The following is a 19,711-nucleotide window of genomic DNA, read 5'->3' on the forward strand; positions in this document are numbered from 1 at the left end:
ACATTTTCCTCCAGTGTCGACGCCGTTGAAACGTTATCCGCTGGTGCTCTTCGAAAAGTAGGCCACCGTCGTTCATTTATTTTGCGGTGTTCTCGGGTCGAGCGGAAGGCAAAGTGGTGATTCCACTGTCCTTGATTCGGTAGTTGGCGCCCTTGAGCGAGAGGACGTCGGCATGGTGAACGATGCGATCGATCATGGGTGCGGCCACGACCTGGTCGCCGAAGACGCGCTATTCATTCACAACGATACGAAGCCGCGCTCCCACAGCTCCGGCAGAAGCCCAGACACTTTGGATTAGGTAGAGCGCCTGCAGAGCTTGCGGTGTTCCCCGCCTCGCGGAGGGCATGAATTTATTCTTGTTCAGAATCCCTGCAGTTGCGATCAAGACTTCACGTTCATAGGACGGATCACGGAGCGCATTCCACACGAGAGCTGCCGCAGTCGCCGCATCGTGCCCTGACTGAATCCGGGGCACTTCGCTGCCCTCGAGCAAAGTCCAGCGCTTCTTCCACCGAGCAGCCATCTTCTTCCGATCGAACCCTCTACCGCCAGGTCGCATCGTGCCGAGGTGTTTCTGTGCTTGAGCTGCAACATCGTGGAGACCAGATGCGCCCCTTCCCCCGCTGCCCGCTTTGACTTTGGCATGGATTGCGATCAGCTTACGATTGGTGACATCGACTACATAAAAATCAGCAGTTTCTCCCGAATCGTCGTCGCAAACCACGAGGGAATCCGCCGACACCCTCTCGCCGAAAAGGGTGCCGGCCTTGATCTCTTCGCAGATAAGTCGGAACATGCTTCCTTGCGTCCAGGTGCTGGCGACTACCGCACCGCCTTTCTCTGAGGTTACGGCGCTAAGAGCAGCCCCAGCCAGCAGTCCGTCTAGAACCACGCCGCTCCCATTGCTACTGAGCGCCATGCTGCTTCTTGGTCTAACAAACTGCGCATCGACGTACTGCATGAGTTCATCCGGCGAGTGTCGGTCGTGCACGATGAGGCGGAAAGCCTGTCTGTCAGAGATCTCAGCCGACAGTGATCCATACCGAGAAACAGGACTTGAGAACTCCGAGTCGAGCTTGCCGCTCGTAAACTCGTACCGCCGACCCGACCAAGTAAGCGAACATTCAAATTCTTCGTTGTCCGACATCCGGAACAATTTGAGGCTCGAATCAGAAACGAGATCGACACAGATATCAGTCAGATTCAGGGCCATGCCGTCTGTCCCCACGTACTCCTCCATCGTGGCGGCATCTAGGTCGAGGAGAAAATTCTGCGCCACGGGATCACCGCACGAAACGATTTCGGCGTACCTCGAAAAGATTGAGTGGTCAACATTGGTGACATGCGCAAGGAGCGCTGCCTCGATTTGTGCCAGCCAATTAAGACATTCGTCGATCGACACGCGCCCGTGTTCACGGATGCGGCTCTTTGAAAAACCGACGTAGCGAAGCGAACCGTATTTCTCTCCATCAAGAGCCACGTTGTTCACGGTTCCAGTGATTGTGCTCGGAGATTTGAAGTAGTCGCCAAGGTCAGGCGCGAGATCCGACAATGAGACGGCAGTCTGCGTTCGCGTTCTCTCGGCCGTGGAAGAAAGGTCCGTGTTCTTGAGAGACACGCTCGTAAACGTTCCGTTAGAGTCGGCAAATGCTGACCGGAGAACGTCTGGAGAAACCGTCCGAAAGCCGTTGCCGACGAAATCGAGACGGACAGCGGGTTGAGCGTACACGCGCGATCCCGTGACAGCAAAGAATACGAGTTTAAGGGACGAGTCGTAGAAGCTGCTCCGCGCGAGGATCGGCGACTGTTCGCTCACATAAACGAGTTGCGCCACCCAAGCGATGGTCGGGGATTCAGGCCGCGTCCACTCGCCTACGATGGGGCTTCCAACTTTTTCGCCGTCGGTTTCTCCAATACTCGTATCGAGCATTTGAAGTAGAAGGCTGATCGGATCGGTGGCGGACGCCGGAAGTTCGTGCACAGTGAATGAGCGTGGGACCCGAAGCTCATTGGGATCGATGTTCTCGATGTCCAATGGCAATCGAAATGTGCCGCTCGTGTAGAAATGGCGGCCGGACGCGAGCCCAAGAATTCCCCGAATTGAAGACACAGACGAGTCATTCTGGAAGTCGTACGAGAGAAAGGCGTCCCAAACTCTGCGGAGGTCATCGCCGCTTATTCCGAGAACTAAGGCGCGAGGGTTCTGGTGCGCGCCGCGCAAGACTCGACCTATCTGCTGAATGAGAGCTCGATCGCTTCTCGGGGATCGATATAGCGCGACGCAACGGAATTCCGCATGGTCGACGCCTTCTATCAACTTGTTCTGGTGCACCCAATATCGAGCCTCATGCGTCGCTGGAACTTTCGCGACAAGTCCCTCTGACGAATCCTCCGCTGTAAATCGTTCATGTATTCCGAGCACGGATTGTTCGGCTTGCTGGAGCAGTTGAACGACGCGCCTGATCTCCTGATGAGTCGCGCAACGAACGATGATCTTGTCAGCGTCGTTCAGATTCTCCTCGACGAACGCCGTCAGCTGCTCGACAAATGACTGAGGTGTATCCACAGAAATAGAGTGAAATTCCGGGGTGCGCAACCTCCCGGACTCTATGGCCGCCCTGGCCGGGTAGTGGAAACTGTCTCCCTCGGCGACATCAAAATACTTGACGTCGTTCCTGAATGGTGTCGCGGTGAAGAGAAGGGTGCGTTTGCCAAGTTTTCGCACGGCCTGCGCCCATGAAGGTGCAGGCTCGTAGTGGCCCTCATCAATGATGACAGTCTGCAGGCGCGCCTCAAGGCTCCGCCTGTCTTCGGCAGCCATCCCGACAAGCGCCGCCAACGTCATGATCCAGATCGTGGGCTTCACGGCAGACTGAATCTCGCCGCGGGCGGTTGAGGGATATAGGCGAACTGGCGCCAGCATGGACGACGCATCGACCCCGGCGTGACTCCAGAAACGAGCGCCGACGTCGTCGCTGAGCTGCGTAACAAGGGCGTCCCACGGACAAAGAAGCAACACGTCGCCCGCATCACCAACCCGGTCCTGAGCGACATATGCAATGACTCCGCTCTTGCCGCTCCCCGTGGGCATTGAAACTATGAAGGTATTCCCGCGCGATTCGTCTGCGTCCAGGAAACTCTCGACGGACTCCACCGCGTCGAGCTGGAAGTCGTAAAGCGTAGATCGAACCGGAATGTCCAAACGTGACACGTTTCCCCCAACTGGCGCTGACGCGCACATGTCAACTATGTCGGAGATATTCGCGCACGGGCTGCTCGACGTTAGGAATTCTCTCGCCCGGTTCCGCTTAGCGAGCGAATTGGCGACTGCTTCCACGACAGCCGCCGGTGGCGCCTTGTAGGCAACAACGACATGACGAGCGAGCGTTTCCTTGTCGAGAATCTCAAGAGACTCGTGCCGGAATAACTTCGGGGTGAAGCACGTCGATGTAGCCACTCTGGGGTCAATTAAGTCTGGTGTGACTCGTTATCGTGACGGCTCAGCCGCGGTTCAGCAGATCGCCCCATAGGTGCGTCTCAAGCTTGCGGTGCTGATGACGCTGCCAGTTAAATCGCCACTTACGTGCACGCGGGCTGTCCCGCGCAGGCGGTTCCATGTTAAATCGCTATTCTTGACCTGAAGTCCTGGGTATTCAGCTCTGAATGCCGAAGGGCGGCGCGGACTGGGGGCTCCTTTGTCGAACGACCCGATTTTGCTGTTCTTGCATGGGATTGGGGACGGCGACCAGGACGACTCCTGGAAGATTAGCGCGACAGAGGCCCTGACCCGTCTGGGATACCCCGATCTGGACACAGTGCGCGTGATCGCACCCAAGTACGCGCACGCGCTCAAGGGCTGGGATGACAAAGTGCCCCTGCCGGGCGTGACGATCAAGCAGGCTTCCCGCGAGGCGGCCAAGACCAACCGCAGAGACTTCGAGCGCCGCATGGGCGCCGTTGAGTACAGGCTCGGACGTCATGATCGCGGCAATGGCCAGCCAGGTGGAGACGCTCTTATCGGTGTCGCCGTCGGACTTCCTTTCTTCAGGCAAGCTCACAACTACCTCAAGAATCCTGAGATTCGCGCGCAGGTCCTGACTCGTATCCTCACGAGGCTGCCCGAGTCAGGGAGTCTTGTGATCGTGGGCCATAGCCTCGGTTCCGTGATCGCCGCCGACCTCGTGCGTCGCTTGCCCGTTGGGCTCGATGTTGTCGGCATGGTGACTATTGGGAGCCCGTTGGCAAACGGAACCTTCGATGTTGACAAACTGAGGGAGACGCTAAAGGAACCGCCGATAAATCTGGGATGGTGGGTCAGCTTCTGGAATGCCCCCGATCTCGTGGCCGCACACCGTGGTGTGTCCTCCGTATTTCCCTGGATGGTCGATTTTCGGATTGACACGAAAAATGTGGGGACCCAAGCTCACGCGGCGGCAGAATATCTATCCAACGAGGCGGTTGCGGCTGCCATTGGCTTCGCGCTGTTCGGGTCTAGATCGAAGGAGCTCGCCGGCATCGACAAGGGTCTCGACATCCCCGTGGACCAAATAGAAAACATGGCTCTTGTTGCGCTGCGGTACGCGCACCTCACGAAGATGAGGATGGAAGGTGACCAACAGGATCGTTTCGCCGGCGCACTTCGACACGTTCAAGGGACCGTCATCGAGGGCATCAGAAGACGAAACGACAGCGAGGACAGAGGAATACCATACGCGGTTGCACGCCTCGCCTTCGACCTGTCCGATCCGCAAGTGACTGTGCCCGAGCCGCTCCCGAGCAGCCACATGGCGAAGGACGAGGCCGCCGTTCTGTTGACGATCCTCGCGGCAGAGAACGTCATCCGACCGTTCGAGATTTCGATTTCAAAGGATAAGTGGCAGGAGGCCATGAAAGATCTCACCGCCGAGATGGGTTTGGGAAGCCAGTACGGCGTCGATATATTCGCGGCCGCCAAGCGTGCGCAAGAGGCACTAAGCGGCGGAGTGAACTGGGTGAAGTGGGGTGTACTTGGTGCCGGCGCGGCCCTGATTGTTCTGGCGACCGGCGGTTTGGTCCTCGCCGCTGGAGCAGGTCTGGCCGGAGCCGCAGTGATTACCAGCGCATTGGCGGCCTTTGGGCCGGGCGGGATGATGGGGGGCCTGCTGACGGCTGGCACCCTCCTAACAGCGGGTGGCAGCGGCCTCGCACTCGGCCTGGCTAGCCCAGGAACCACCGCGGCGACTCTCGAAGCGGTTGTCGAACGCCAGCTGGCTATTGCAATTTTGCGGCAAAGTCAAGACCTCGAGCAGGATCCGGCTGGCTGGAGAGTCCTAGCCGAGACCGAGATTGAGGTCCGTCGTGAATATGAGCGGCTCGACGAGTTCTCGGACGATTCGTCACCGGCGCTTAAAGAGCTGAAGCGGAAGATTCAGACCATCGAGCGTGCGCTCAAATATCTGAAAGACAATGGCCTCGAGCCAGGTAATACCTCCAGCATTCCCGACCACACCGGTTGACGCGCCGAGCTACAGACGCAGTTCAGCTGATTGCCGCACGCGGTGCTGCCGGCCATCTCGCGGGAAACCGAGGAGCCGCCTGATCGCCCGCATCGAACGAACAGTCGATGAGTACGGCTGGGATTCTTCAGGTCCGATAAAAGCGGATATGTCAACACCGCCGAAACCTGCCAGCCCATCGCGCCGCGCCAATGGCTTCTAACCAGCCAGTTCCTTGGCTGAAATAGTGCACAGAACCGGTTCAGAAAGGCGAGCTGGCCGTGGGCCTTGGTATGCGCCAGCCCGGCGGTGATTGCAGCGTTGTTGTACTCGGCGTTCTGGTCGTTGGTGTTCAGCGACACGGCGACACCCTCAACGAGATTTCGCAGTTGTAGCAGCATGTTTTGAGACAGCAGCCCGCGATGGTCTCCGAGCGCGTCAATGTTGCTGCCGATCGCTTCATCGATGCCGCGAATGTGCACGGCGACAGTACTCACGCTGACCCTACTGCTTCTTCTTGAGGTTCAGGTTGTACTTGCCACAGGCGCAGCGCAGCGCTTCTTCCGGGCGTCCGACAACGTAAATCCAGCCGCCACACGCCGGGTTGTCGCAGGTGAACAGATTCAAGAATTCGCGAGACGCCTTGAGCACGGGCTTGAAGTCGTTCACGGAGCCATTCGCCCAGTCATTGTTGTGCACGAGAGCATTGATGAGCCACGCTTGGGCTTCCTGTCCAGGCGCAACTGCGGCGCGGGCATTCTTCTGGGCTTGAACCGCTGCGACAGCGTCCGCGTCGCTCCACGAGTTTGCTGCCGCCGCGGCCTTACCAAGGAGGTCTCCATATCGACCTTTTACGGCATCGAGGAAGACAGACAGATCGTAGTTATTGTCTCCTTGGTAGGCGACCTTCCCACCGATGGCTTCTGCGATGTCCGAAACAGCAGCCTCAAGGCGACGACGAAGCTTGTGAGCAGCACCAGCGACTTCTTCCTTCGCGAGGTCTTCGTCGATTCGCTCCCAGATGTCACCTTGCTCGTGGACCGGTCCGCCATTGACCGTCCACCCGTAGAAACGGGCTTGAGACTTCGACGTGATGAGTCCCGCGGACTGCATCTGCCGCGCCCACACTACGTCGTGCGTGGTAATGATGAACTGGACGCAGGGAAACTCGGCCTTCAAGAGTTCGCAGAACTGCTTGCGGTGATTGACGTCGACTGACATGACCACGTCGTCGAGCACTGCGTAGCGGAAGCCTTCGCCGAGCAACTGCTTCACGAGCGCAAGGTACAGGCAGACCCCCATTCCGTCCTGGTGACCCTCGCTGTGGTACGCCGTCGGCGGGAACTTGCCGATGCCATAGAAGTCCACCGACAGATCGAGACTTCCGGACGATGGCTTCAACTCCGCGGTGAAGTGCCCCTCATCGTCGGAGTTGATGATCTGGTAGAAGCGGCTGAAGTCCGCCTCGACCGTTTCGTAAAGCTCCTTGAGCGCTGTATCCGAGACCTCGCAGAAGCTGTCGTAGATCATCTGAGCGTTGTCTCGGACAGACATCGCCTTGCCTGCCTGCGACCGCGCTACTCGGACCCGTGACCAGCGGTCCTGTGCAACCGCGAGGTAACTCCGGGCCGCCGTCGCTGCGCTCTGATCTGGCAACGCCTTTAGGTTCGTGTCCATTTCACCAAGTAGGAGACGGATGTCACCTTCAGCTGTGAACGCCGAAGCGAGCAGCGTGTTTGCGGCAGCGAGGATTGATTCCGGTGTCGCCCCGACGGTTTGTCCATGCGCAGCGAGGCCAGCCGAGAAGGTGGTGAGGAGGTGGGGAAGCGTGTCATCGCCATGGGACATAGCGAACGGAATGGCGTTATCGACTGACTCCTTCATCCGACGAACATCTGCGCGGTAGAAGTCTGCAGCTTTCAATAGCCGGGTCCGTGCGTCAACCGCGCTCTTCGACCGCTCGATCTTCGAGCTCAGGTGAGAACGAAGCGTATCGATGTCCTCCCAGTCATGGTCACAGAGCGGACAATGACCATCAACCAAAGCGGCGAGCCCGGTGTCGAGGAGTTGCCGGTGCTGCAGCGCCTCGAGCAGGGCTGGATCGTCGACAAACTCCTGCGCCACTGCAGCCAGCTCTGATTGATGAGTCCTGAGGTGGGTCGTGTCCTCGAGCGCCGCGATCAGGCCGGCCACCTCAGAAAGCGCGGTGACGAGATTGAAGCTACCCGAGTCCGCGGTGGCCGCGAGTCTTTCCTCGAGGTTGGTATCGATGGTGATCTCAGTTAGGGACGGAGCACCTAAGGCGCTGCGGCGCTGGTTCACTTCGCGCGCGATCTCTCCCGCAAAAAGCTCCCCGATTCCCAGATGGGCCGCGAAATTCGTCTCAGCCGTCGACTTCTCAGTGGTCGACACATTGAGCGCAGCGCTCGTCTTAGTGAGCGCCGACTTCAAAAGCTTCCTGAACTCGTCGAGTCGGTCGAGCTTGAGCAGGGCTTGCACCTCTTGGGCGCGGGTACCTGGCTGAGCGAGAACGTACCTAATAATTTCCCGGCGCGACAGTGTGAGTTCGGGGTGAGCTTGAGCCTCAGCGATCGACGCGCGCATCGGCGCCGTGTCGGGCGTCAACGAGAAGATGTTCGGGTCCTTGATACTTCGACGAATGACGGCAGTATCACCGGTGTCGATGTCTTTCACTGTCAATTCAACGACGGCGGCCCCCGGGTCGTTACGCTTGTGCACATGCGGGCCGTGCTTGAGGAGTGAGACGCCTCCGGTTCCGGCGCCCAGAAGACGATGGATGCTGCCCGAGAGCGCGAAGTCGATCGCATCGACGACACCGCTCTTGCCCGATCCATTGGGACCGTGGATCGCGAACGACTTCGATTTCAAGGGCAGGTTCAGGACCCGGATACCTCGGAAGTCCTCAACATGGAGGTGTTCGAGCTGAATCATGCGAGCTTGTCCCCACTATGGCTCTTGATCAACTCGGCCAGCACTTCTGCGTTCGGCAGCTTTTCGACCATGAATGCCAGGCCAACTGCTTTCACGAGGCCTTCCTGCACTCCCTTTTCAAGAAGGTCAGCAAGACACGACGCAAGAACCGCGTCTTCGAGCGGAGTGCTCATCCTGTTCACTTGCTCCTGATCTGGAGTCATACCGGTCATTCGTTCAGAGCGCAACAGTGGTCGCATTCACTATGGACATCGTGCCGCTCACCATCGGGCGGGCTTCCAGCTTTGAAATCAGTTCTCTGGCCTTAGATTCATCTCGGCACCACCGCAGTACGCGCCAAGGCATTTCTTCAATCGATGAACCTGGCTCGGCACGTAAAGCGAAGTCTGCTTCATCTTTTCGAAGTCGAACGAGACGCTCGCTCGCATTCCTCAGGACCGCATCCGGGACACTTACACCGGTTCTCACCATTAGTTCAGAAGCTTGATCTGCCCTATCCAAATCTTCTTCCACGACCAGGTTTTCGCCGTCAACCAGAATATGAGCCTTAGTTCCCGTCAGATAGACGCGGGAATATAGAGATTCAGAGTCGTCGCTCGACGAGCTCTCCTCAAAGTGGAAGTCTGGAGCGTCGATAGCGGCTTCCAGCCTTACTGCTTCAGACCGGGCCCTTGAGGCGCGCTGGCGCGCATCTTGTCTAATGTCATCTGGATCAATAGGCGCGGCGATAATTGCCCAGGAATCCCTTACGCGTTCAGTGGTCGAATAACGCGTTCCATCCGGAAAAATGATTGACTTCGAAACGTTCATTGACTGGTCCCCCCAGGCGTTCGGCGGTAGCTCCGTCGAGCAGCAACCTCCCCAGTCTGCCTGACATTCGTCTGTATGCAGAAACGTAACCCGCGGTCAGGTTGGTCATGCGCACTCTTGCGAGCTTCGAACGCCGTTTCCGCATGCAACATCACCGATTTCAGGTGCTAGATTCCGAACGCCGCCAGTTTGTCAGCGCGAAATCGTGCAGCTCACTGACCCGTCGGACCTGGAAAATTATCCATGCAATCACTCTAAGGTCACGCACTCGTCTTGAAGAACTCAGGTGCTGCGGGCAATTCGGACGGCGGAATTAGTGACATATTCTGGGCTCCCAAAGCTGGCCGTTGACAACCGGAGTGGACTTCATCGCCAGCGTCATCACCCCGGTCCGGGTTCGCGATTCGTGAGATCTCAACGCCGGCCGCGATGCCCGAAGTGCGCAGCCTCCCCACAGTTCATTCGATCTCACTCTTCGAAATCAGGCCTTCTAACCATCGCAAGATGACGGACTCTCCGACAGGCGCATACTGGCGAACATCCACGCCAACGTTGAACTGGCGGCCGCGCTCGACGAATTCATTGTGGACGTGGCCGTGGATGATGGGCAGCCCCTTGTCGACGGGACGATACGTAAGGTACCTGTCATGATCTTTCGAGTCCCCGATATAGGGGAAATGGCAAACGAGAACCCGGTGCGCTCCAATGGAGTGTTCAAACTGCTCGGGAAGAATGATCCATCCAGCGTCCTCGTACATACGTGAGAACCCTGCTGCGTTTCGTCGCCCAGCGAACGACTCCGCTATTCGGTCGTGATTTCCACGTACGAGCCGTTTGTCGCCGTGGAGCTCCGCAGTCAGAGCAATCTGTCGCCCAATATCGTGCCCAAGAGCCAGGTCGCCCAGGTGAAAGACAACGTCGTCGGCCGCTACAGTCGAATTCCATTTCTCAATGAGGGCCTCATTCATCTCCTGAACATCTCGAAACGGACGATTGCAGTACTCAATGATGTTCGCGTGGGAGAAATGAGTGTCGCTGGTCCACCACACGGTCATGGTGTCAACGGGTCCTGTATTGCGGTCGTACCGATCGCTTGCCTGATGACTGGATTCCTGAGCGTGATCTCACTCTGTTCCGCTGTTTCGTAAGATACGAACCGAAATCCTTCCCCGTCGGCGCGGCTGTAGAAGTAGCTCGTGTACCTCTCGCTGGCTGGAGACTGTTGCATAATCACGAACGGTTGCAAGGCGAGACCGATGTCACCGGGCGGTGCGATTAGGTAGAGTCGCTCGCCGTCCAGCATGTCCGCCACCTCAAGTCGGGTTACTCGAAAGGGAGTCGACGGTCCCAAGAGCAACTCCGCATTCTGGCTAATTTGACCGCCGTGTTTCGAGGCGTTTCCTGCTCTGACGAGTTGAAGGCCTCGCCAGGCCGACCCCACCTCGGCTCTTAACTCATCGAGGAGCCCGTTCATATGATCTAGGTGACCTTGGAGCTCCGTCTGGCTCGCCGCACCAGAATGGCCATCCCACGCGTTCCGTTTGTTGTTGGCTTCGGACACGAGCCTCACCACGGCAGGTGCGATCAGCCTCGACAAAGACGACCGGGCGACTCCCCCGAATGTTCGAAGAACGCGTTCTTGCTGATCCATCTCTTTACTAGTGAGCATGTCCCGAAAGATTGCCCCTAATCGCTGCAGAATGATGGACCACGTCCCGAGCGTGGCGCGCTCCAGGCTGAGTCCCACGTCGTTCAATGCTCGTTTCAGGCCCGGCATTTCAGCGTCACGCAGCGACTCATCAACCGCCAACGCGGATAGGAGCATCGTCGCGGTAAACGCCGCATAGGCTTCCCAGAAGAGGAAGGTCTGTTTGTGCTTCGCTTCGACCGTCTCCTTCGTGTGGAGCGTCCACAGTGCGGCTGCCACTGGGTACGGCAGATCATTGGCCCACTTATGCGGACTCTCATCGAGGAGGTCATCGAACTTACTCACGAACTCTTGCCCCTTGGTGGGCTGCTCCCAGAACTCTCCGCGAGTGCGCCGTACCAAGGACTCCACGCGCTTGAGCTTCGCGTCCTCGGTCGCAATGCGCGACTGCTCAGCCAGCGCCGGGACAGGGACAACGATCTCGGCCGCGAGCTGCATCAGACTCCGAGAATCGGACCGCACGATTCCCAGGGTTCCTCCTAGACGCCGGTGAGCCGCTGTGATCGACTCACGCCCCAGCGGACTCGCAAGCCATCCGTTAAGAAACGCAGCGTCAGCGCGCCCGCTAGCAACCGCGATGCTCAGGACGGCCCCACTGGAGCCCAGCCACGGAGTGGCATCCTCCTCCGAGGCGGCGGCCACTGCGAAGGTTGAGCTCAGACCGGCCTTGCCGGGCGGATGCAGGACGGGCGGCGCTGTTACTACAGTGGCCAATCGAGATGTTGGCCACTTCATCTTCAGCGCCCAGCGCGCAACCTCGTCTCTTTCGAAGAGCGGCTCCACCTCGATCCGACAACTTGACGACACCTCGGTTTCTGAAACGGTGACCTCTCCCGGCTCGTAGCGTGCCGCGAGGAACTTCTCTAGCGATTCACTGTTCGGAACGTCAATGTTCCACTCAACCGCACCCGGCGCCATGCTTCGCACTCGCCTGCGAACGATCTGGAACCGCTCCACAGGCACAGTGCGCGCCAGTTGGCTGTCCTTTGTCGACCGCAACGATTGTTGCAAGAGCTCGAAGCCGGAACTCGTCAGCTGCCACCTCGCCGATGCTCGACGCGGTGTGTTCTCGAACTGACTTCGAAGATCAACAACGCGGACTAATCCAGCTCGATTTCTGTTCTTTCGCTTGTCGAAAACCAGAGCGTAGATGGGAATTGTTGTGTTCGGGAGGATTCCTCCTGGCAGTGCGATTACCGCGTCGAGCAAATCATTGTCGAGCAACGACTGACGGAGGCCCGATGAATGCCGTTCTTGGAGCGGCGAGGAGTTGCTGAACACCACAGCGCGCCCACCACCTTCGATTCGCGACTCCAGTTTCTCCAGCGCGCGCTGCGCGAAAAGCCACGTGGCGTCCGACTTGGGCGGCAAACCATGTCGAAAGGCCCTCCCGCTGTCGGACAGTTCGGAGACCGCGTCGAATGAACTTCTCCAATCGAGCCCCATCGGAGCCTGGGACACGGAGAAGTCTGCCAAATCTTCTTCGAATCCGTCGTCGGTCAGCGAGTTACCAACCGCGGCCCGAGATGGCATCCCGGCCAGATAGAAATTAGCCTCGGCCAGGAGCGCTACCTGTTGGTTGATCTCCTGAGCTAGGAGGAACGGACTAAGGCCGACGGTATCTGCGGCGCGACCCGCGGCGACCAAGGAAGCCCCGATCCCCGCCGCCGGATCGTAGATGGTGACCGGCCCTTCCGACGATATCCTCCGAGCGAAAAGCGCAGCCTGGGCCACCTCATCCAGCGACGGTGTAGCCACATGCTCGGCCAGCTCGTCCCTGCCAATAACGCTGATTAGCCCCGGCAAATACCGCCATACCTCGGACTCACCTAGAGTCGCCAGAAAGTCTCTCTGAAGAGCGAGAACCTCCGTGGGTAGTTGGGCGGCCAATTGTTGAGAACTCTCGATCGTCTGAGGAAGGGGATGTCCTGAACTCCGCTGAAACCAGAGGGCGGCATCGATCGCGAGAGATGTGACTGCGTCAGGAGCTGACCGCCCGCGAAGAGTATCGGCGAGACGCCACAAGTGGTCCGTCAAACGACCGCCCACCGGCTCCACAAACCGATCGAAGACTGGCAGATCTTTCACTCGATACCTCCAAGCCTTTGACGCGCGCCACCGAAGGCGAGGTGCCCCCTTAACATGCGCCGGACTGCCCCGCTGCCCATTTCGCTCCCGACGTCAATTACCTGTGCTCAGTATGCCGGAGGCGATTGTCTCCATAGTGCACACATAGGTCCGACCACACGATTCTCGTAGGCAGCAAGACCGCATACCGATTGATCCGACCTCAACGGCCCCTGCTGCGATGCAGCAGGTCCCGACCACGCCGCGAGCGGTCACTTCGGCCCCGCCGATAGTCACAGGGCGGCGCCGGGGCCAACTGTCGTTCGGCCAGAACACCGCTCGCTAGACTTCCACGCATGGAACCCCGAACCGAACCGGTTACGCCGAACACGCTCGCGCGCGATCTTCCCGTCCTCGCCAAGACGATTCGTGGGTGGCTCAGACAACAGGGGTTCCGGCCCGAGGTTGAAAAAGGAACGCGCTGGCAGCTGACGGAGGAGCAAGCTGCGCTCGTGCGCGAGCATTTCAACCGCTAAGACTGCAGACCGCGGCTAGGCACGCTACACGCACAATCTCAGTGATCCGGACGCTGCGCAGCCGCTTGCATGTCAATGCAGCCAGTCGCCCGCGCACTTGGCGACAACATGGGTGATGCTGCGTCCAACCGCCTGGTATTCGGCCATGAGGTCGAATGTGCCGCTGTCCCGGTAGAGCACGCCGTCGATGGAGATGATGGCGACGGGTTCCTCGTCACGCAGGATCGCCCAGAAGTGGGACTGCGGCTCACCGGGCAGGCCGATCTCCGGCGCCGTTCGCGCTGCTTCGGCCGCTGCGGGGAACCGTCCGAGATACCCGCGGAGGTTGTCGTGGTTCCACACGGAGTCGAGGAATTCGTTGCGGGCATCCCAGGTGTGGCGGTCGTGCAGCTGCAGACGCAGCAGTGTTGCGATAAAACGGTACGCGAGTGTACGTCGCGTCGAGGACGGGCGGGAGCCGCCCAGCGTGAGCCTCGCCGCCTCCTCAATCGCTTTGACTGGGCCGTGTGGAGACTGGTCTGCCAGCACGTCACTCCAGCTGAGGTGGAAATCGGTACTCGTGAGCACGTGGAGCGACCCGGCACGATTCAGCTGCACCGACGGATCCTCCCCTGGCTTCCATAGGGCAAGGCAGTCATACATCCCGCCGCCCGGATGCATCTCCCATATGAGGTGCTCGGGGTGTCGAGTTGCGAGCTCACTGGCGATCCACCACGACTCGGAGATGATCCGGCGCATCGCCGGCGTTGCGGGAGCGACCACCGGTGCGGGTTCGTCGACATCTTCAGCGTCGTGGATGTCCGGCACATCCGCCACATGGGTCAATGTCGGGTGTTCCACCGCCAGGAACTCCGCGACCATCGACTCGATCACCACCTCCATTGGTTGATTAGTATCGATGGGCGACCAGTTGGCGCCATAGGTCGAGGTGGTCTCTTCGCGCATGGCCAGCCATGTCTCGTATGTGTGCGCATTTCCCCGATCAGCGAAGGACTGGGCACCCTTCGCCTGTAGCGCGCCCGTCGACACCGGGTAGTGACACTCGCCGTCCTCATTCCAGATTCCCACTGGTCCGTTCTGAGAGTGCCCTGGTATCCAGTCGAAATGAATCGCGTATCGTCGACATTCATTCACACGAATACCTCGGCGTTCTGAACGATGTCGGTCAGCGGCACCAAGCCATTCTCGGTTTCTAGCGCCCAGAACTCGAGGCCGCTCATGTTGGTGACGCCCACGTGGTACGCGGCCTCGTCCAGGGAGTCAAACACGTGCACGCCGTCGATAACGAGAGTGCCATCATCAGAAATGGTCGCATCAACCTCCCAAGCTGGATCGACAGGGTCGAGATTGTCGCCGGCACTGAGCAGCGATCGTTCGACCAGCTCTGCGAGAGTCGGCTCAGCCACAACGTCAATGTCCTCAACGATGGCGGGAAGCAAGATGTTTGCGCCCTTTCCCTCACTCAGGCGCGCGAAGGCATCGCGGATCACGGTCGCGATGAGCCGACGTCGCTGTTGTAGGAAGTCGTCATAGCCCAGGCTCTCCCAGTTTTCGGGCAGCGCGTGCCAGTACTGCTGCTTGGCGAGCCACCCGGCATCAGCTCCACGATCGGCCACCAACTGGGGCCAGTACTCCGACGGGTTGCGGTCCGAGATGAGGATATTCGTGTCCCAGTCAGTGGGAGCGAAGTTGGACGCTTGGTTGATGCGCTTGAGGTCTGTGATGCCGAGGACCTTTTCCTGGTAGCTCCGGGGGAAGAGGTGGTGCCCCTCGACTCCCTTCACGCTCGGCAGCGACGGGTCCATCCAGTCACGCACCGACATCCGGAGCATGAACATGTCAGCGTCGAGGATGTTGAGTGCGGCCAGGTAACACTGGTAGGCGGGCGAGAGCGACATGCTCGACGTGACGAGCGCATCGGGCACCCGATAGGCCCAGAAGTCTGGGGTGAGCTCATTCGCGATGACTTCGTCGGCGATTCGGATGAACCCGACCGAGTCGTTTGGGCGGAGCTCCGCGAAGCGGTCCAAGTCCTTCTGCAGCTGGGACTCTCCGCTGCCGGTATACCGCGCGGTGAGCTGCGACATGAATAGCCACCGGCCGACGAGGGTGCGCAGGGTCTGCAGGTCTACCCCATAGCGCGTCCGTCCGAGCAGGAAGAAAACGTAGGTGGAGACGATGTTGGTGCTGGAGGTGATGCCTCTGCGAGACCGGAAGCCAGCAGTCTGGATGGAGCGGATGAACTCCTGCCAATGCAATGGGTTCAGCACGGTGGGCAATGCGTTGCTGAGCAGCTGCAGTTCACGCTGCTGCCGCTCGGCATCTACCATCCCGGTGACGCGATCCTTAGCCTGCAGCGCGTTGTAGGCGTCGGCCAGCTTCGCCCGATTCTGACCGATGGCAACGAGCGCACGAATGACGTGACCGGTCTCCACGTCGAGGTATGGATTCTTCGCGGTCCAGGCAACACGCTGCCCGGAGACCTCACTGGCATGCGCCGGATGAAGCCGCGAGTTGCGGGCAAAATCCTCGATCTCCTCTCGGCCGTCCGGCCAGAACACGCTCAACCACGTCAGGATGTAGTCGTATGCCTTGAGGCTCACGCCCTCGGAGTTGATGCGCACGAAAATATCGGCGACAGTGCGTTTGCCAACCTCCTTCTGAATATGGACGACGTCGAACAGATAGTTCTGCAGGCCGTGCAAGCGAACGAAGACGTCGGCGAGTTGGTCATCCATCTCCTCGTTGAGATCCTTGCCGGAGGCGGTGTACCGCCGCACGAATGCCCGGTGGGCCGCAAGGGGCGAGGTGAAGCACGTGGAGATGTCCTCCACCCAGTCCGCGGACTTCGCGTAGGCCGGTGTCCGGACTTCGAATCTTTCAGTGAAGGGGTTGAACGAGATGGTGATCTCTTTCGGCCGATAGTTCTCGTCGCGAACCTTCTGGCCTTTGATCGCCGCATACAGGCTTGTTAGGCGCTGCTGTCCGTCGACAATCTGGTGCGCAGCACCCATGTTGTCCTTGCCTGAAATGGAGCGAGTCTCGCCTAACGCCGAGACGTCCCAGAACATCAGCTCACCGACCGGGTACCCGCGGTACATCGAGTCGAAAAGGTCTCGTACCTTCGTCGCAGGCCACACAAAGGGGCGCTGCAAGTCCGGCAACTGAATCGTGCCGTTCTCCACTGAGGACACGAGCGACCCCACCTGCCATGACACTGTCTTGAAAATCGCGTTCATGCCGCGTCCCCCATCTATCTCGTGTCCATCCTGTCAGTCATCGTGGCCCGTGCACGGTTAGCGACCAGCCGTAGCTGGTCGATCATTGGCGGGCGAAGGCCGCACAGCACCTCCTACTGGTGGCTGGTGGGCGCGCGTGGAGAAGCTGCCCTGATTGTCGCCGCTACTCGCGGTCGTCCGGGTACGTGGACTGGTACAGATCCGGGTCCGTGACGGCGAAAACCCGAAGTTCCCACTGGGAGAGATTCCCCGTCCAGCTGCGGAAGCCTTCGCCCGGTCCGTACTCCGACTCGGTCAGACCCAGGACGTCAGCCCAGGACGCGCAGAGCGCTTCGGAGTCCGGGTGGCCGCGACCGCCCGGGTGCGTCCCGTCAATGCCCGCGTCGTCTTCGAAGACCAACGTCCAGGCCAGTGCCGGCAGGTGCGCGGCTGCCCCGAAATCGTTCAGGAATCCGTTGATGGCAGCAAGGAGCCCGGTGGAGAGGACCTGGTCCAGGTCGGGACCGATGACGGTCATCTACTTCGCCCCTTCCGCGGCGAGGTAGTCGGCGACGGCTTCGTCGATGCGTTCGAGGGCCCGCAGGGAGCCGACGAACAAACGCTCGGCAGCGTCCAGCGCTTCCGGGTCGACGTCGGCGATCCGGCCGTTGAACCGGGCCGCGAACGTCTCGAACTCGACCGGGGTGCCGGCATGGATGATGATCGCCGCGGCCTCGTCGATGAGGTCGGAGTTGACGGTGCAGAAGGCCAGCGACCATGCGGCCACCTCAGCGACGAATCCGTTCGCGGCGACCATGTCATCCAGATACGCCCCGTCGCCGCGGGCGGCATCGTCCCGCCATGACTCCAACATCTGAACCATCGACTCGCCCGGATCCCCCTCGCCCTCGATCATCTCGATCACGATCTCCAGGCAGGGACCGGCCGCGGAGACGCGGCCCGGGGCCTTCGGGTCCGCCCCGGCGTCCAGCCCGACCAGCGTGCACAAACCGTCGGCACTCGACCTCGCCGAAACGAGGCTCCCGCCCACGGCGAGACACGCCAGAACGTGGGCCGCCTCGTGCCGGGCCAGACCGAGGTCGTGCCGGACGGGCGCCACCGGTAGGGCTGCTGACTTCATGATTCTCCTTGCTTCGAACGCTCTCGTGCCCGCACTGCCGCGCTGCCGAAGATGAACGCTACCGGATCTTCCGGCCGCCGTCCCGCCAGCCCAAGCACAATCAGACGTGAGGGTTGGTCAGGTATTTTCCTCCTCCATCCAGCACGCCTTGTCCAAAGTGACAAGTGGAGATCGAATCCGTCAGACCCGGGCCTGCGCGGCCATCCTCCCCGAAGCGTCAAGGACTAAATCGAGGTTTTCGGCCGCGCCGTTGCGTCCCCGATTCCTGATCTGTGACCCATCGGTTCGACCCGAATTGCGTGCCCGACGGGCCCGGATCCCGCTGCTGGGGCGCGACTCGTGCCCGCGGTGTTCGCTGGCCGGCCCAGGGAAACCGCGGCCCGACCCGGCGCACGAACCGGATTCCCGGCCGTCGCGGCGGTTAAGAAGTGAATTCTCGTTTGCACCGGATCACGTAATTCGGGCCGCCGGGGCGGTAGAGATCGGTAAAAACCGACAAGTGAAAGGGAATCGGACGAGCCCGGATCTGGGCGGCCGTCGGCACCGTCCGTGGGCGCGGGGAGGGGTCCGGCTGCCGGGATTTGGCCCAAAAGAATTTTCGATATTGGTCGGCGACACGGCCCGGAGCGCCGTTTTTGTTCCGGAAACGACCTGGTCAGGGCTCCTCGGCGGCCCGCGTTGGACTCGCCGGATTCGGGTTCCGCTTCGCCTGCGGCCCGACGGCCGGGAGAATCCGGGGGCCTGTCGGGTCCGGCCCTGCCGCCTCCGAGGAAGCCGGGTCTGGCCGATAACGGGTACATATGTCCAGAAGTTTGAGCCCGCCAGTCCGTACCGGCGGTTCCAGGCCGCACGGGTGATACGCCCGGCTACCACGGCATAACTCCGTACCCGAATTCCGCCCGCTGTCCGACAACGGCCAAAGTGCCAGGGATAAAGTCGGCAATTCGTTTGAACTTAGATCTCCTGAAGCCTGCGGAAGATATTGGCCAGCTGAATCACGGCATCCGCAGCGATGCCAGCTTCCATGCGCGTGCCCGACGGTCGGTGCTTGACGCCCTGCGCCATCTCGATGGACGCCCTGGTGAGTTTGCGCAATGAGGCATTCTCCGGCCCCGGCATGGAGACCTCCACATACCGATCAAATCGATCCTTCGTGCTCGCGACAGGTGGCTCTGACTCTCCCGAGCGAAGGTGGACAGCTGCGTCGTACACGACAGCACTGAGCGCTTCCAACACCGTCACACAGTCGTTGCCCGCGTTTCGGTAGTCCTGAGGTGAAACAGCAATCTCAAAGTGTCGTCGCAACTCTGCGATCTCTTCGTCGACCCGGGGCCATCCGGTTGTCTTGTGGGGAGAAATTGACGACACCAGGGAAGACGATATGTTTCCGGCCTCAAGATCGGCCAAGCGAACATGAAGAGGCTCGAAGACTATGTTGAGCATGTCCCGGCGAGCCTGCCAACTCCCGTAACCGTCGTTTCGGTTCCAGTAGGTTTTGAAAGTACTGAAGTCGCTGAACGGAGGAGAGAAGTCGCTAATTCCGAGTCGTTTCGCCACGGAGATGAGTGAGCGTAGGGTCTCTCGCGAACCGACCTCAGTCAGAAGCTGAGTGCTGTCGGTGCCGAATTTCTCGAACTCGTCGTGATTGAGACGGGCAAGGGCCACCGCAACCTCGGCATCGGGATGGCCGACAACCACTCCGGTGCGAACCTGAGCCAACAACTCCATATCGAGCACCGGCGGCCTATATCCCTCCGGGCCGATCTGGTCCATCCAGAAATCGTCAGTTCTCATGCGTGGTTGTC

General features: G+C 59.9%; 14 protein-coding genes and 1 pseudogene. 2 read left to right on the top strand and 13 right to left on the bottom strand.

From position 1 onward, the window contains the following. Window positions 1-76: 76 nt before the first annotated feature. Both EDD25_RS02855 and EDD25_RS02860 read right to left on the bottom strand, forming a co-directional pair. A pseudogene (locus tag EDD25_RS02855) lies at window positions 77-226 on the bottom strand (ATP-binding protein); the annotation flags it as partial. A gap of 3 nt (window positions 227-229) precedes the next feature. Beyond that, the gene (locus tag EDD25_RS02860; protein WP_166671179.1) at window positions 230-3,202 is read right to left on the bottom strand and encodes a DEAD/DEAH box helicase; all 2,973 of its coding nucleotides are present in this window, start codon (window positions 3,200-3,202) and stop codon (window positions 230-232) included. 493 nt (window positions 3,203-3,695) lie between these two features. On the opposite strand from EDD25_RS02860, the gene EDD25_RS02865 reads away from it, so the two are divergent. Further along, window positions 3,696-5,495 (top strand): alpha/beta hydrolase family protein, encoded by a 1,800-nt coding sequence (locus tag EDD25_RS02865; protein WP_134171940.1) that lies wholly within the window; start codon window positions 3,696-3,698, stop codon window positions 5,493-5,495. Here the strand turns inward: EDD25_RS02865 and EDD25_RS02870 are convergent. The 6 genes from EDD25_RS02870 to EDD25_RS02890 all read right to left on the bottom strand — a co-directional run bounded on the left by EDD25_RS02870 (window position 5,408) and on the right by EDD25_RS02890 (window position 13,032). After that, on the bottom strand, window positions 5,408-5,971 hold the full coding sequence (locus EDD25_RS02870) for a hypothetical protein (protein WP_134171941.1): 564 nt from the start codon (window positions 5,969-5,971) through the stop codon (window positions 5,408-5,410). The two genes, EDD25_RS02865 and EDD25_RS02870, sit on opposite strands and share 88 nt — an antisense overlap. Before the next feature lie 7 nt (window positions 5,972-5,978). Continuing rightward, a complete protein-coding gene (locus EDD25_RS02875) occupies window positions 5,979-8,426 on the bottom strand; it encodes an AAA family ATPase (protein WP_134171942.1) in 2,448 nt (815 codons plus the stop codon). Next, window positions 8,423-8,599, bottom strand: a complete 177-nt coding sequence (locus EDD25_RS17380; protein ID WP_166671180.1) for a hypothetical protein — start codon at window positions 8,597-8,599, stop codon at window positions 8,423-8,425. Before EDD25_RS17380 ends, EDD25_RS02875 begins: the two co-directional genes overlap by 4 nt. 43 nt (window positions 8,600-8,642) lie before the next feature. Then, window positions 8,643-9,236 (bottom strand): hypothetical protein, encoded by a 594-nt coding sequence (locus EDD25_RS02880; protein ID WP_134171943.1) that lies wholly within the window; start codon window positions 9,234-9,236, stop codon window positions 8,643-8,645. A 458-nt stretch (window positions 9,237-9,694) separates the two neighbouring features. Beyond that, entirely contained in the window at window positions 9,695-10,291 is a 597-nt protein-coding gene (locus EDD25_RS02885; protein WP_134171944.1) for a metallophosphoesterase family protein, read from the bottom strand. Further along, on the bottom strand, window positions 10,288-13,032 hold the full coding sequence (locus EDD25_RS02890) for an N-6 DNA methylase (RefSeq protein ID WP_134171945.1): 2,745 nt from the start codon (window positions 13,030-13,032) through the stop codon (window positions 10,288-10,290). The genes EDD25_RS02885 and EDD25_RS02890 overlap by 4 nt, the downstream gene beginning before the upstream one ends. A gap of 335 nt (window positions 13,033-13,367) precedes the next feature. Between EDD25_RS02890 and EDD25_RS02895 the strand changes: the two genes are divergently transcribed. Continuing rightward, complete coding sequence (locus EDD25_RS02895; RefSeq protein WP_134171946.1) at window positions 13,368-13,547, top strand: hypothetical protein; 180 nt, start codon at window positions 13,368-13,370, stop codon at window positions 13,545-13,547. A 72-nt stretch (window positions 13,548-13,619) separates the two neighbouring features. On the opposite strand, the gene EDD25_RS02900 is transcribed toward EDD25_RS02895, so the two are convergent. The 5 genes from EDD25_RS02900 to EDD25_RS02920 all read right to left on the bottom strand — a co-directional run bounded on the left by EDD25_RS02900 (window position 13,620) and on the right by EDD25_RS02920 (window position 19,700). Beyond that, window positions 13,620-14,615 carry a TY-Chap2 family putative peptide chaperone gene (locus EDD25_RS02900; RefSeq protein WP_134171947.1) on the bottom strand — a complete coding sequence of 332 codons (996 nt, stop codon included), beginning with the start codon at window positions 14,613-14,615 and terminating at the stop codon, window positions 13,620-13,622. Window positions 14,616-14,677: 62 nt separating this feature from the next. Beyond that, window positions 14,678-16,786, bottom strand: a complete 2,109-nt coding sequence (locus tag EDD25_RS02905; protein ID WP_134171948.1) for a GmrSD restriction endonuclease domain-containing protein — start codon at window positions 16,784-16,786, stop codon at window positions 14,678-14,680. Between the two features lie 163 nt (window positions 16,787-16,949). Next, complete coding sequence (locus EDD25_RS17385) at window positions 16,950-17,303, bottom strand: hypothetical protein (RefSeq protein WP_166671181.1); 354 nt, start codon at window positions 17,301-17,303, stop codon at window positions 16,950-16,952. After that, window positions 17,304-17,906, bottom strand: coding sequence for a hypothetical protein (locus EDD25_RS02915; RefSeq protein ID WP_134171949.1), 603 nt, complete (start codon window positions 17,904-17,906; stop codon window positions 17,304-17,306). It abuts the gene before it with no gap. Window positions 17,907-18,860: 954 nt separating this feature from the next. Next, on the bottom strand, window positions 18,861-19,700 hold the full coding sequence (locus tag EDD25_RS02920; RefSeq protein ID WP_134171950.1) for a hypothetical protein: 840 nt from the start codon (window positions 19,698-19,700) through the stop codon (window positions 18,861-18,863). Between the last annotated feature and the right edge of the window lie 11 nt (window positions 19,701-19,711).

The organism is Cryobacterium psychrophilum (genome assembly GCF_004365915.1).
In the GTDB taxonomy this organism is placed as follows: domain Bacteria; phylum Actinomycetota; class Actinomycetes; order Actinomycetales; family Microbacteriaceae; genus Cryobacterium; species Cryobacterium psychrophilum.